Annotated in this window: 13 protein-coding genes; 3 read left to right on the forward strand and 10 right to left on the reverse strand. The window is 73.2% G+C overall.

What is annotated here, in order from left to right:
• Positions 1–7: 7 nt before the first annotated feature.
• The 4 genes from ACFVDM_RS30065 to ACFVDM_RS30080 form a co-directional block, all read right to left on the reverse strand.
• A complete protein-coding gene (locus ACFVDM_RS30065) occupies positions 8–847 on the reverse strand; it encodes a hypothetical protein (RefSeq protein WP_383647496.1) in 840 nt (279 codons plus the stop codon).
• An 88-nt stretch (positions 848–935) separates the two neighbouring features.
• Entirely contained in the window at positions 936–2,054 is a 1,119-nt protein-coding gene (locus ACFVDM_RS30070) for a serine hydrolase domain-containing protein (RefSeq protein WP_383647501.1), read from the reverse strand.
• Between the two features lie 311 nt (positions 2,055–2,365).
• The gene (locus ACFVDM_RS30075; protein WP_383647505.1) at positions 2,366–2,857 is read right to left on the reverse strand and encodes a carboxymuconolactone decarboxylase family protein; all 492 of its coding nucleotides are present in this window, start codon (positions 2,855–2,857) and stop codon (positions 2,366–2,368) included.
• 35 nt (positions 2,858–2,892) lie between these two features.
• Entirely contained in the window at positions 2,893–4,287 is a 1,395-nt protein-coding gene (locus ACFVDM_RS30080) for an MFS transporter (protein ID WP_383647510.1), read from the reverse strand.
• Between the two features lie 191 nt (positions 4,288–4,478).
• Here ACFVDM_RS30080 and ACFVDM_RS30085 point away from each other — a divergent pair, with 191 nt between their 5' ends.
• The 3 genes from ACFVDM_RS30085 to ACFVDM_RS30095 are packed head-to-tail and all read left to right on the forward strand — an operon-like array spanning position 4,479 to position 6,005.
• On the forward strand, positions 4,479–5,024 hold the full coding sequence (locus ACFVDM_RS30085; protein WP_383647516.1) for a DUF3995 domain-containing protein: 546 nt from the start codon (positions 4,479–4,481) through the stop codon (positions 5,022–5,024).
• A gap of 55 nt (positions 5,025–5,079) precedes the next feature.
• On the forward strand, positions 5,080–5,520 hold the full coding sequence (locus ACFVDM_RS30090; protein ID WP_383647592.1) for an RNA polymerase sigma factor: 441 nt from the start codon (positions 5,080–5,082) through the stop codon (positions 5,518–5,520).
• A complete protein-coding gene (locus ACFVDM_RS30095; protein WP_383647522.1) occupies positions 5,517–6,005 on the forward strand; it encodes a hypothetical protein in 489 nt (162 codons plus the stop codon). Before ACFVDM_RS30090 ends, ACFVDM_RS30095 begins: the two co-directional genes overlap by 4 nt.
• A 58-nt stretch (positions 6,006–6,063) precedes the next feature.
• Here ACFVDM_RS30095 and ACFVDM_RS30100 read toward each other — a convergent pair whose 3' ends face one another.
• The 6 genes from ACFVDM_RS30100 to ACFVDM_RS30125 all read right to left on the reverse strand — a co-directional run.
• Complete coding sequence (locus ACFVDM_RS30100) at positions 6,064–7,527, reverse strand: aldehyde dehydrogenase family protein (RefSeq protein ID WP_383647527.1); 1,464 nt, start codon at positions 7,525–7,527, stop codon at positions 6,064–6,066.
• Positions 7,524–9,263, reverse strand: coding sequence for an amidohydrolase family protein (locus tag ACFVDM_RS30105; protein WP_383647532.1), 1,740 nt, complete (start codon positions 9,261–9,263; stop codon positions 7,524–7,526). Before ACFVDM_RS30105 ends, ACFVDM_RS30100 begins: the two co-directional genes overlap by 4 nt.
• 231 nt (positions 9,264–9,494) lie before the next feature.
• Positions 9,495–10,616 carry an LLM class flavin-dependent oxidoreductase gene (locus tag ACFVDM_RS30110; RefSeq protein WP_383647537.1) on the reverse strand — a complete coding sequence of 374 codons (1,122 nt, stop codon included), beginning with the start codon at positions 10,614–10,616 and terminating at the stop codon, positions 9,495–9,497.
• A 124-nt stretch (positions 10,617–10,740) separates the two neighbouring features.
• Positions 10,741–11,526, reverse strand: a complete 786-nt coding sequence (locus ACFVDM_RS30115; protein WP_383647542.1) for an SDR family NAD(P)-dependent oxidoreductase — start codon at positions 11,524–11,526, stop codon at positions 10,741–10,743.
• A gap of 91 nt (positions 11,527–11,617) precedes the next feature.
• The gene (locus ACFVDM_RS30120) at positions 11,618–12,571 is read right to left on the reverse strand and encodes an LLM class F420-dependent oxidoreductase (protein ID WP_383647545.1); all 954 of its coding nucleotides are present in this window, start codon (positions 12,569–12,571) and stop codon (positions 11,618–11,620) included.
• Between the two features lie 252 nt (positions 12,572–12,823).
• A partial coding sequence (locus ACFVDM_RS30125; RefSeq protein ID WP_383647550.1) for an ABC transporter permease occupies positions 12,824–13,534 on the reverse strand: 711 nt, incomplete at its 5' end.

The following is a 13,534-nucleotide window of genomic DNA, read 5'->3' on the forward strand; positions in this document are numbered from 1 at the left end:
GCCGGAGTCATTCCACGGGAGCGGAGCGGATCACCGGTGGTGGCGGTGTGGAGCGCAGGGCGGTCGTGCCGACGAAGACCTCGTCCCCCGCGGAGGCGACCTGCATCGTGGTGGACGTTCCCTGGTAGAACCAGCGCCAACTGCCCGTCCCCGGGGCGGTGACGGTCGCGCCGACCCGTCCCGCGCTGTTCGTCGTCACCGTCTTCACCGTGGTGTACGAGGAGGAACCGGCCTTCCTGAACTGGAGCTTGAGGCTCTGGCCCGCGTACCCCCGGTACTTCAGCGCCTCCCAGTCGGCCCTGGCCAGCGCCCCGGTCACGGTGACCTGCCGCCCGGTACCGAAGCGGGAGACGCGGGTCGCGGAGGCCGTCAGGGTCGCGGCGCGCTTGAACGCGAAGGGCGCGAGCCCGTCGTAGATCCAGTAGTCGCCGTCGTTGGCGTTGGCGATCCCGTACATGCCCCAGCCCCCGGCCGCCTCATTGGCGTTGCGGTCGCTGTACCAGGGGAACCAGGCGGGATCGATGCGCATCGTCGCCGTGCAGGCCGAGGTGGTGGAGCTGAGCTTCTTGCAGCTGATGTCGGTGGTCTCCACGGGGGCGCCGGACGTGGAGGTCCGGTGGAACGCCTGGGCGCGCGAGAGGCCCTTGACGCCGGAGTTGTCCTTGACCGTCAGCGTGGACCGGAAGGTCACCGGCCGGTCGATGCCGACGATGACGCTCTTCCCGCCGTTCGTCACGCCCTTGACGACCCGGATGTCGCCCTCCCCCTCGGCGTGTGCCGTCGACGCCCCGAGCACGACCATGACCACCGAGACGGCCGTCGCCCCCCATACCGCGTGTCTTCGCATGTCCCCTCCTCCTCGCTCCGCGCCGGTCGGCGGCGCGGACGCGTCGGCACAGCGTAGAGGGGGTTCCGTTCCGGCCGGCCTCGCGGGGCTATCCGCAGAACGCCCGGTCCAGGAAGGCGTCTACGGCGTCTTCGGCGTCGCCCCGGAAGTCCGGGGTGAGCGCGACGGTGGCCGTGCGGCGGCCGTCCGCCGTGGTGAAGGACCAGGTCTGGTAGGCGAGGGCGTCGCCGTCGTTGCCGTAGACCGGGACCCCGCAGGCGGTGGTGCGCCAGGTCAGGCCCAGCCCGTACGTCCCGTGCTCCAGGCCCGGTGTCCGCATCTCGTCCAGGAGGTCGTCCGGGAGCAGCCGTCCGCCGAGCAGGGCCGAGACGAACCGGTTGAGGTCGTGGGTGGTCGAGATCATCTCGCCGCTCGCCCCCATCAGGGACGGGTTCATCACCGTGTAGTCGACGAGCCGCATGCCGTCGGCGTCCACGACCGGGACGTAGCCGTGCGGGTGCGGTCCGGGGATGCGCGGGGACGTGCCGGGCACCGAGGTGGAGTGCAGGCCGAGCGGCCGGATGATCCGGGCCGTGATCTCGTCGGCGTAGGAGCGGCCGGTGGCCTGCTCGACGATCTGGCCGAGGAGCACGTAGTCGGTGTTGGAGTACGCGTACGCCGTGCCCGGGGTCGTGGACGTCGGCGGCTGCGCCACGGCCCTGTCCACCAGTTCGGACGCGGTCCAGGTCCGCAGCCTGTCGTCGAGGAAGGCGGGCGAGGGCGGCATCGTCAGCGTGCGCTTGTAGTCGTACAGGCCGCTGGTGTGGTTGAGGAGGTGGCGCAGGGTGATGCGTTCGCCGCCGGGGACGGTGCCGGGCAGCCACCGCTCGACGCTGTCGTCGAGGGCCAGCCGGTCCTCGGCGGCGAGTTGCAGGACGACGGTGGCGAGGAACGTCTTGGTGATGCTGCCCATCCGGAACCGGCCGTCGGCCGGCACCGGCCGGGTCGTGCCCTGTTCGGCCGTCCCGGCGGTGCCGCGCCAGACGCGCCGCCCGTCGCGGACCTCCGCGAGGGCGCCCACGGCACCGGCGGAGACGACGGCGTCGAGGCGTTCCCGCAGAGCGGCGTCGTGCGGGGCGGGCCGGGGTGCCGCGGAGGCGGCGGCGGGGACCGCGACCACCGCCAGGGCCGTGGCCAGGGTCACCAGGGCCCGGTTCACTCGTCGCATCGCGGCCTCGTCTCTCATGTGTTCCGTCGGGTGGCGCGGACGGGAGCCGGGCCCCCGTTCCGTGTGTGCACCGAGCCTGTCGGACCGGACGGTGTGGGGCGATGGGGCTCGTCGCCGTAGTCGCCGGGGGGATTGCCCCACCCCCGGCATGGGGCCGGCGGGCGTCCAACTCGCCCTGCCCCGGGCTCGATCGGTGCCGGACCTGACGTGTTCACGCGGCGTTCACCGGGCCCCGCCACGGTCCCGGGGCCCTGGCCGCCCTCACCAATCCGGTGTTCCTGGAGGGCTGAGGGGGCCGGGGCGGGCGGCCGTCACTTCCGCCACTGCTCCGTGGGCGCGACCCCGGGCAGCGGCCGGCCGATGAGCGCGAGGGCGGTGAAGAAGCCGACCTGGCCGATGGCCGTGGCGAGGGTGGCGAGCGCCTTCTCGTCGTAGTGCTCGGCGGCCTCCGCGTACAGCGCGTCGGGGACGCGCTCACCGGCCGGGTTCGGGGTGTGGACGGCTTCCACGAGGGCCAGGGCGGCGCGTTCGGCGGGGGTGAAGTACGGGGCGTCGTGCCAGGTGGCCACGGCGGTGATGCGCTCCTCGGTCTCCCCCGCCCTGCGGAGGTTCCCGGTGTGCAGCACGGTCAGGTAGGTGTTGCGGACGAGCTGGCCGGCGCGGAGCTGGACCAGGCCGATCGTGGTGCGCGGAACGGTGCCGTTGCCGGTGGCGCGGAACAACGCCGGTCCCACCTCGGCCAGTTCGGGGACCAGGGCGGCGGGGTCGGTGAAACGGGGCTGCTGGATGGTCTGCTGGGTCATGACGGTGGGTGTCCTTCGCGTTCCGTCGGAGTCGGTCACTGCCTCGACGGATCGCGCGAGGCGTGTGTGACGGGACCGGCGGAACTTTTTCCGTACGGCTCCGAGCGGGCGGCCGGGACCGTCCGGGGAGGGGCGGCGGCCTCCCGCGTACGCAGGCGCTGGGCGCAGCAGCGCCGCTGTGCGGCGGCGACGGCCGCGACGGCCGCGCCGAGCACCAGCCAGCCCGCCGGGCCCGCCGCCATCACGACCCCGGTCAGCAGCGGCGGCCCCGCGGACTTCTGGATGGACTGGGACATGCCGGCGACGCCCAGGTACGCGGCGCGCGCGTCGTCGGGGGCGAGCAGGACGGCCAGCTCCCACGACGTGACCGAGCGCATCAGCTCCGCGAGGGTGACGAGCACCGCCGCCGCGAGCAGGACGACGGCCGCCGCCCAGGTGCCGCAGCGCACGGCCGCGGCGATCAGCGCGCAGCAGGCGGCCATGAGGACGCCGTACAGGAGAAGGGAGTCGAGCACCCGGCGCGGGCCCTCCGTGCGGCGGGAGACGGTGAGCTGGAGCGTCACGACGAGCACGGTGTTGATGACGAGGACGGCCGGGACGAGTGCGTGGGGTGCGGCGGTGCTGCTCACCAGCCAGAGGGGGAGGCCGACGCCGAGGACCGAGTCGTCGAGGTTCATCGGAATGTCGAGCAGGACGAAGCGGAGGTAACCCCGGTCCCGCCAGGGGCTCTTGGGGCGCACGGCCGGGGCGTGCGGTGCGGAGGAGGCCGGGGCGGTGGCGGTGGCGGCGGGTGTGCCGGCGGGCTCCCGCGTGCGGCGGACCAGCAGGGCGGCGACGAGGAAGGACGCGGCGTTGGCGAGGATCATCGCGCGATAGGCGCCGGGGGTGCCCACCGCCAGGCCGATGGCGGCGAGTCCGGCGCCGACGCCGTAGCCGGCGTTGGCCGCGCTTCGGGACAACGCCTGGTAGGCGGCGCGGCGTTCGCCCGCCACGCGGGTCGCGAACAGCATCTCCAGGGTCTTGGCGGCCCTGTCGCCCAGAGAGGTGACCGCGACGACGGGCAGCAGCGCCTCGAACCCCGTACAGGTGAGCACCAGGACCAGGGTCAACAGCCGCAGCAGATGGCAGGCCATCAGCAGGGGGCGGACCGGGAAGCGGCCCGCCAGCCGTCCGGCCAGCGGTGATCCGGCGATGCCCGCCACCCCGGCCGCGCCCAGCAGCACGCCGATCTGCCCGGGGCTCAGCCGGGTGACGAAGGTGAAGTAGAGAACCGAGGAGGCGGCCCACAGGCCGGATCCGGTGCGGTCCACGGCCAGCGCGAGCAGCATGGTCCGCGCGTTCCGGCCGCCGGGCGGGCGGCGCAACTGAGCGAGCAGCCCGCCGCGTTCGGCCCCGGCCTCCGCCGTACCGCTGCGCTTCGTGCGGCGCACCGCCCACCCCCGGAATGTATCTCGACGTCAAGAGATCAAGGAACCCCGGAAGCCTCTCCCGACTTCTTCTCGATGTCAAGAGACTTGATTACGAGATGCTTGATGTCGAGAGATATTGGCGTCGGTGCGCACCCCGGCCGCATCCGCCCGAAGTCCCTGGGAACGAATCGCCCCGCCGCCTCCTCTGGTGGGTGACGTCCGACGTCACCGGCCCCACCGGCCGTCCACCGCACCGCATCCCGGAGGAACCCGTGCCCCGCGACCGTCTTCTCCCCTCACCCCGTGCCGCCGCCCGCACCGTCGCCGCCGTCCTCGGCGCGGACGCGGCGCTGCACCTGCTCTGGTCCACCGGCTCCACCTGGCCCGCCGGGGACGCCGCCTCCCTCTCGTACGCGGTGCTCGGCATCGACGCCCCGTTCACCCCGCCGGTCGTCCTGCCGCTGGCCGCCGCCCTGCTCGGCGCCGCCGCGCTGGTCACGGCCCGCGCCCGGCTCGGACGCGGGCACCGGCTGGGCCCGCTGCTCCAGGCCGGGACACTGGCCGTCGCGGGCGGCACCGCGCTGCGCGCCCTGGCCGGCATCGGCTGGGCGGCGGGACTGCGCACCGGACTGGACCCCGGCGCGGGCCCCACCTTCCATCTGCTCAACTGGACGCTGTACACACCGCTCTGCCTGCTGCTCGCGGCGGCCGCGCTCCGGGTGGCGGCCAGGAAGGACGGCCCGGCCCGTGCCCGATGACCACGAACGCGCGGTGCGCCTGGTGCGGGCGGCCCAGCGCGGGGACACCCTCGCGATGAACGCGCTGCTGGACCTGCTCGCCCCCTACGCGGGCCGCATCTGCGGGCCGATCGCCCTGGCCGACGGGCCCGACGCCGTGCAGGAGACCCTGGTCGCGGTGTTCCGGGGGCTGCGCACGCTCAAGGAGCCCGCCGCCCTCCACGGCTGGGTGCGCGCCATCGCCTGCCGCGAGGCGGTCCGCGTCGCCCGGCGCGGCGCGCGGTCCGTGCCCGTCGACCTCTCCGCCCTGCCCCAGCGCGGCGATCCCCAGCTCGCGGCCGACATCGGCGACGTCCTCGCCCGGCTCAGCCCCGAACACCGCGCCGTCCTCGTGCTGCGCGACGTCGAGGGGCTGGACGAGCGCACCGCCGCCGGTCTGCTCGGCCTGCGCGTCGGCACCGTCAAGTCCCGACTGTCCCGCGCCCGGGACTCCTTCCGGAAGGCATGGACGTCATGACCGACACCCCGCTCCGCCCGTGGCCCGGGTCCGCCCCGCTCGACCCGGTCCGCCGGCTGCGCGCCCTCGCCGCCGGGGTGCGCGGCGCCCGGGTCACCGTCCGGGAGGTCGACGCGCCCTGCTCCGCCGTGGAACCGCTCCTCGCCGACGTGGACGGCGCACTCGCGGCGCTCGTCCCCGACATGCGGCGGCTCCGGCTCGTCCGCGCCGAGGGCGACCGGGTCGAGGCGGTGGCCCGCAGCCGGTTCGGGATGCGCGCCCGCTTCCACGGGGTGCGGCGGCCCGGCTATCTCTGGATGCAGAGCCGCTTCGTCCTCATCGGGATCGCGGCCACCCCGTCCGCCCACGCCCCCGGGCGCACCCTGGTCGCGTTCACCGGCGGGGTGCGCGTGCCGGGCCGGGCCGCGCTCGTGCCCGTGGGGGTGGGCCGGGCGGGGCGGCGGGTCCTGGACCGGCTCGCGGCCCGGCTGGCCCCACCGCCGTAGACCCGGGACCCGGCACACCGGAGGACCCGGGCCCGACGCCCTCGCGCGGCCCGGTGGATCAGCCCGGCCAGACGATCGCCTGGAGTTCGCTGTAGGCGTGCAGCGCGTACGAGCCGACGTCGCGGCCCACCCCGCTGCGCTTGAACCCGCCGAACGGGGCCTCCATGTTGCGGCCGATCGTGTTCACGCCGACGCCGCCCGCCCGCAGCCGGCCCGCGATGCGGAAGGCGCGGGCCACATCGCCCGACCACACGTAGTCGATCAGCCCGTAGTCGCTGTCGTTGGCCAGCGCGACGGCCTCCTCCTCGTCGCCGAAGGGGACCACCACCACGACCGGTCCGAAGATCTCCTCCCGCACCACCCGCATGTCGTTGGTGCAGTCGGCCAGCAGCGTCGGCGCGACGTAGAAGCCGCGCCCGGTGGGCTCCGGGCGCTCGCCGCCGGTGACCACCCGGGCCCCCTCCTTGCGGCCCAGTTCCACGTACGCCTCGATCCGGTCGCGGTGCGCGGCGGAGATGACCGGGCCGACGACCGTGCCCTTCGCCGTCGGGTCCCCGACCGTCAAGTACCCGGCGTACGCGGTGAGTTTGGCGATCAGCGCGTCGTGCACCGACCGGTGGACCAGGACGCGGGTCGGAGCCGTACAGATCTGACCGCTGTAGAACGAGAATGTCGTCCCGATCCCCGCCACCGCCGCGTCGAGATCGGCGTCGTCGAGCACGATCGCGGCGCCCTTGCCGCCCAGCTCCATCAGCTGCCGCTTCATGCTCCGGCCGCAGACCTCGGCGATGCGCTGTCCGACGGCCGTGGAGCCGGTGAAGCTGACCATGTCGACGTCCGCCGAGTCGACGGCCGCCTCGCCCACGTCGGGGGCCGCGCCGCTGACGACGTTGACGACCCCGGCCGGAACGCCCGCCTCGGCGAGGGCGGCGGCCATCCGGTAGACGGAGAGCGGGTCCTGCGGGGCCGGTTTCACCACCACCGTGTTGCCCATCGCCAGCGCCGGGGCGATCTTGCCCGCCGGATTGGCCCAGGGGTTGTTGTACGAGGTGATGCAGGTGACCACGCCGACCGGGCGGCGGACGGCCAGGGCCCCGAAGATCCCGGCCCGGCCCATCGGACCGGCCTCGTTGATCTGCGGCGCCACCGCCTCCTCGACCGGCTCCAGGGCCCCCTTCGCGTACCGCCGGAAGCGGGCCGCGCCCACGGCGACCTGCATGCCACGGGCCGTGCCGGTGGTGGCGCCGCTCTCCGCCTGGGCGAGCGCCGCGTTCGCCGCGAAGTCGCGCTGCATCAGGCCGGCGGCGCGGTCGAGGATCGCGGCGCGCTCCTCGGGGCGGGTCCGCGACCAGGAGGCGAAGGCGTCACGAGCCGCTGCCGCCGCCTCGTACACCTGGGCGCGGCTCGCCTCGGGCGCGAGGCCGACGGTCTCCTCGGTGGCCGGGTCGACCACCTCGTAGTGCCCGGCGGCCGGTTCGGTCCACTCGCCGTTGATGAACAGGCGTTGGGGTGAGGTGCTCATACGGTGCTCACCGTCCTGGTGTCGCGGCCGGAGCGCAGCACCGTCCCGGGGACCGCGCCGGTCACCTTGTCGTCGCGCAGCGTCTCGACGCCGTTGACGCGGACCGAGACGATGCCGAGCGCCCTGGAGTCCAGCCGGGGGCTGTCGCCGGGCAGGTCGTGGACGAGGGTGGCCGGGCCCGCGTCGATGCGTTCGGGGTCGAAGAGCACCAGGTCCGCGTGGTAGCCCTCCTCCACGCGTCCCCGCTCCCGCAGCCCGAACAGCCGGGCCGGGTCGTCGGTGAGCATCTGCACGGCCCGCTCCAGCGGGAGCAGCTTGCGTCCGCGCAGGCAGTCGCCGAGGAAGCGCGTGGTGTACGGGGCGCCGCACATCCGGTCCAGGTGGGCGCCCGCGTCGGAGCCGCCGAGCATGACGTCCTCGTGCTCCCAGGTGCGCTGCCGCAGCGCCCAGGAGTCGGGGTCGTTGTCCGTGGGCATCGGCCAGAGCACGGTGCGCAGTTCGTCGGCGGCGCAGATCTCCACGAGGCAGTGGAAGGGGTCCTGGCCGCGTTCGGCGGCGATGTCGCGCACGACCCGGCCGCTCAGGCCCTCGTTGGCGGTGCTGTAGGTGTCCCCGATGACGTAGCGGCCGAAGTCCGCGAGCCGCCGGAAGACGCCCGCCTCCTTGCTGTCGGCGCGGCGCAGCATCTCGGCCCGGACATCGGGGTCGCGGAGCCGTTCGATGCGCTCGGGGACCGGCAGGGCGAGGACGTCGCCCCAGCCGGGGATCAGGTTGAGGGCGCAGAAGGTGCCGAGCGACATGTTCATCGGGGTGAGGATCGGCATGGTGAGGGCGACGATCCGGCCGCCCGCGCGGCGGGCGCGTTCGCTGGGAATCAGCTGGCGCGGGACGCGTTCGGGAACGGCGGCGTCGATGGTCAGCACGTTCCAGTTGAGGGGGCGCCCGGCGGCGGCGGTCATGTCGACGAAGAGGTCGATCTCCTCGTCGGAGAACTGGTCGAGGCAGCCCGCGACGATCGCCTCGATCTGGGTGCCCTCGTGCTCGCCGACCGCCCGGGAGAGGGCGAGCAGTTCCTCCGGCAGGGCGTGCCGGGAGGCGACCGGCTGTCCGTCGCCGTCGGCGTGGGTGGAGGACTGGGTGGTGGACAGGCCCCAGGCCCCGGCGTCCATGGCGTCGTGGAAAAGGGCGAGCATCGCGTCCATCTGCGCCCGCGTGGGCTGTCCGCCGACCGCGTCGGCGCCCATCACATGGCGGCGCAGCGCGCAGTGCCCGACCATGAAGCCGGCGTTGACCGCGATCCGCCCCTCCAGCGCGTCCAGGTATTCGCGGAAGCTCGACCAGGTCCAGTCGACGCCCTCCTCCAGCGCCTTGAGGGCCATGCCCTCGACCCGGGCCATCATGCGCCGGGTGTAGTCGGCGTCCTCGGGGCGGTCGGGGTGCAGCGGGGCGAGGGTGAAGCCGCAGTTGCCGCCGGCGACGGTGGTGACGCCGTGGTTCATCGACGGGGTGGCGTACGGGTCCCAGAAGAGCTGGGCGTCGTAGTGCGTGTGCGGGTCGACGAAGCCGGGGGCGAGGACGAGTCCGGTGGCGTCCTCGGAGGTGGCGGCCTCCTCGGAGACGGTGCCGGGTTCGGCGACGACGGCGATCCTGCCCTCCCGGATGCCGACGTCCGCCCGGTAGGAGGGGCCGCCGGTGCCGTCCACGACGGTCGCTCCGCGGATGAGGTGGTCGAGCATGACGGGGTTCCCTTCTCGGGGGTCGAAGCACGCGTGTGCGCCGGGGTGCGTACGGCCGCGGCACGCACCCCGGCTCGTGAGGCGGCGGTCCGGGAAGACGCCGCCCGTGCGGGGGGGGGTTGGAGCGATCGGGCGCCTGAAGCCCTCCGGCGTTCGAGGAGCGGGGGTCCGGGGGCGGCGCCCCCGGAGCACGCCCGCGCCCCTGCCGGCCGGCGCTGTCTAGAACACGCCCTATGCCGACTCGCGGAACCGTGTCGTGCGGTGCACCGGGTCCGTGTCGATCTCCGGGATCACGTGCTCGCCGATCAGCTTGATCGAGTTCAGCGTGTCCTCGCGGCTGATGCCGATCGGCATGCCGAAGCTCAGCTGGTCGGCACCGGCCCGGTCCCAGCGGCGGCACTGGGCCAGCACCTCGTCGGGGTCGCCGCAGATCATCAGCTCCTCGGCGATCAGCAGCTCGATGATCTCCTCGGAGTACTCGGGCAGCAGCTCCGGCCACTCGGGGATGCCCTCGGGCCGGGGGAAGGTGTCGTGGTAGCGGAAGAGCAGCGACTGGAGGTAGTTCAGCCCGCCGCCGACCGCGATCTCCACGGCCTTCTTGTGGGTCTCGGCGCAGATGGCGGTGGAGGTGACCATGACGTTGTCGTTGACGAAGTCACCGACCGGCTGCGCGTCCTTGACGGCGTTCTTGTAGGACTCGACGACCCACTCCATGTCGGAGACCTTCTGCACGCTGAAGCCCAGCACGCCGAGCCCCTTGCTGCCCGCCATGGCGTACGAGGAGGGCGAGCCGGCCGCGTACCACATGGCCGGGTGCGACTTCCCGTACGGCTTGGGCAGGATCTTGCGGGGCGGCAGCGACCAGTGCTTGCCCTGGAAGCCGGTGTACTCGTCCTGGAGCCACATCTTGGGGAACTCGGCGATGGTCTCCTCCCAGAGTTCCTTGGTGTGGTTCATGTCGGTGATGCCCGGCATGAACCCCAGGATCTCGTGGCTGCCCGCGCCGCGTCCGGAGCCGAACTCGAACCGCCCTTCGGAGAGGTGGTCGAGCATGGCGACCTTCTCGGCCACCTTCACCGGGTGGTTGACGGGGGCCAGCGGGTTGAAGATCCCCGAGCCGAGGTGGATGCGGTCGGTGGCGTGTGCGAGATAGCCCAGGTAGACGTCGTTGGCGGAGAGGTGCGAGTACTCCTCCAGGAAGTGGTGCTCGGAGGCCCAGGCGTACTTGAAGCCGGACTTGTCCGCCTGGATGACGTACTCGGTCTCCTCGATCAGCGCCTTGTGCTCTGCCCCGGGGTCGGCCTTGGCCCGCGCGGCGGGCACGTACCCCTGTACAAAGAGCCCGAATTCCAAGGGGGTTCACCGTCCTCAATCGTTTCTGACACTCCGTCAGATTGTGATGCGTCCGACTGTTCCACCGAGACCCCGACCCGTCAATACCTGACGCTTCGTCAGGTGAGGCCGTCCGGCCTCCGGGTCAGAACAGGCTGACGCCGGCCAGCCAGCCGCCGTCGATGACGAACGGCTGCCCGGTGATGTACGAGGAGTCCTCCGAGGTCAGGAAGAGCGCGAGGGCCGCCACCTCCTCCGGCCTGCCGATCCGCCCGAGCGGCACCAGCTTCCGGTAGAGGGCGTCCACGGCCTCCTTCGTCGCCTCCGGGTCCGCGCCCGGGTCCAGCGCCGCCGGATTGGTCATCGCGGTGTCCACCGCCCCGGGGCACAGGGCGTTCACCCGGATCCCCTTCCCGGCCAGCTCCACCGCCGCCACCCGGGTCAGCCCCAGCACCGCGTGCTTGCTCGCGGCGTACGCCCCGACCCCCGCCATGCCGGTGAGCCCGGTGTACGAGGAGGTGTTGACGATCGTCCCGCCGCCGGCCGCCCCGATCTCCGGGGCCACCGTCCGGATCCCCAGGAACGCCCCCACCTGGTTGACCTGCACGATCTGCTGGAACTCCTCCAGCGGGGTGGACACCAGCTCGTTGAAGCGCAGGATGCCCGCGTTGTTGACCAGCCCGTCGATCCGCCCGAAGGCGTCCTTGGCGGCGGCCACGGCGGCCTGCCAGTCCTCCTCGCGGCTCACGTCCAGATGCGTGAAGAGCGCGACGTCCTCGCCCAGCTCCTTCGCCAGGGCCGCGCCCTGCTCGTCGAGCACGTCCGCGATCACCACCCTGGCCCCCTCGGCGGCGAAGAGCCGCGCCTCCTGCTCACCCTGCCCGCGCGCCGCGCCGGTGATCAGCACGGTCCGTCCGTCCAGCTTTCCCATGGTCGTCTCCCTGCCTGTCTGGGGCCGTTACTCGTCGGGGCCGTCACTCGTCGGGGCTGTTACTCGTCGGGGCCGTCACTCGTCGGGGCCGTCACTCGTCGGGGCTGTCGAGGTGCGGTGCGACCTCGGCGGCGAACGCCGCCATCTGGTCGGTCAGTTCATGGAGCGAGCGGCTGCGGAACCGCACCTGGATCTGGTGCACGCCCATCGCGGCGTACTCCCGAAGCGACTCCGCCAGGACCTCCGGCTTCCCGCTGAGCGTGCGCCGCCCCACGGACCAGTCCGGCTCCCCCACGTACAGCGGTTCGGTGATGGCGCCGACCACGATCGGCTCGGTGACGCCCGCCGCCTCGCGCAGCGCGTGCAGCCGGGCGATCTGCTCCGGCAGCTTCGCCCGCGGGTCCCCCTGCGGCAGCCAGCCGTCGCCGCGCACGGCCGCCCGGCGCACGGCGGCGGGCGAGGAGCCGCCCACCCAGACCGGCACCCGCTCCTGCGCCGGGCGCGGCCGCTGCCCCAGTCCGGCGAACGAGAACCGCTCCCCCGCGAACTCCGGATACTCCTCGGGCCCCAGCGCCGCACGCAGCGCGTCGATCGTCTCGTCCAGCACCGCCCCGCGCCCCTCGAAGTCCGCGCCCAGCGCCTCGAACTCCTCGCGTACATGACCGGCCCCCACCCCGAGGACCAGCCGGCCGCCGCTGAGGTGGTCGAGCGTGGCGTACTGCTTGGCGGTGGCCAGCGGATGGCGCAATCCGACGACCGCGACGTGGCTCATGAGCAGCACGCGTTCGGTGACCCCGGCCAGAAAGCCGAGCGTGGCCACCGGGTCGTACCAGACGGTGCTCATGCCCTCCGCGAGCCGGCGCGGAATGGCGACGTGGTCGCAGCTCGCCAGATAGGTGAACCCCGCCCGGTCGGCGGTGCGGGCGATCTCGACGAGGTCGGCGGGGGTGGCCCCGGCCTCCCAGGGCTCCGCGTAGATGGCGCTCTGCGACTGGATCGGGAGCTGCATCCCGTACGACAGCGGCCCGGCGGGCAGTATCGGCACCGTCGGCCTCCTTCCCCTGAGTGACGCGACGGCCGGCGCCGTACCCGACGCCATATCTGACGCACCGTCACATGACGCCGCGCGGGGCCATCGTCACGCCTGACGCTGCATCAGACAAGGGGCACGGGCGAACCGGACGGACGAACCGGGTCCGGTACGCCGAAGGGGCGGCGCGCGTCCGACACGGAGTCGGTGCACGCCGCCCCGGGGGCGGTGGGCGGTTCGCGGGACGGTCCCGCGCACGCGGGGCGATTACGCGGACTCGCCGTCGAACTGCGCGCGGGACCAGCGGTACCCGAGGACCGTGAGCAGCAGGCACCAGCCGACCGCGATCCAGCCGTTGTTGCCGATCTCGGTGCCGAGGAGGAGTCCGCGGAGGGTCTCGATGGCGGGGGTGAAGGGCTGGTACTCGGCGATCGGCTGGAACCAGCCGGGCATGGAGTCGAGCGGGACGAAGGCGCTGGAGATCAGCGGGAGCAGGATCAGCGGCATGGCGCTGTTGCTCGCCGCCTCCGCGTTCGGGCTGCCCAGCCCCATGCCCACGGCGATCCAGGTGAAGGCGAGGGTGAAGAGGGCCAGCAGTCCGAAGGCGGCGACCCACTCCAGGACGGTGGAGTCCGTCGACCGGAAGCCCATCGCCACCCCCACGGCCCCGACGAGCACCAGGCTGAGCAGGGTCCGGATGACGCTGCCGACCACATGGCCGAAGAGGATCGAACTGCGGTGGATGGCCATGGTCCGGAAGCGGGCGATGATCCCCTCGCTCATGTCCGTGGAGACCGAGACGGCCGTGCCGATCGTGGTCGACCCGATGGTCATCAGCAGGATGCCCGGCACGAGGTACGCGATGTACGCGTCGCGGCCCGCGCCGCCGCTCATGGCGTCTCCGAAGATGTAGACGAAGAGGAGGAGCAGCATGATCGGGGTGAGGAGGAGGTTGAGGGTGAGGGAGGGGTAGCGGCG

The sequence above is a fragment of the Streptomyces sp. NPDC057682 genome (assembly GCF_042799575.1).
Taxonomy (GTDB): Bacteria; Actinomycetota; Actinomycetes; order Streptomycetales; family Streptomycetaceae; genus Streptomyces.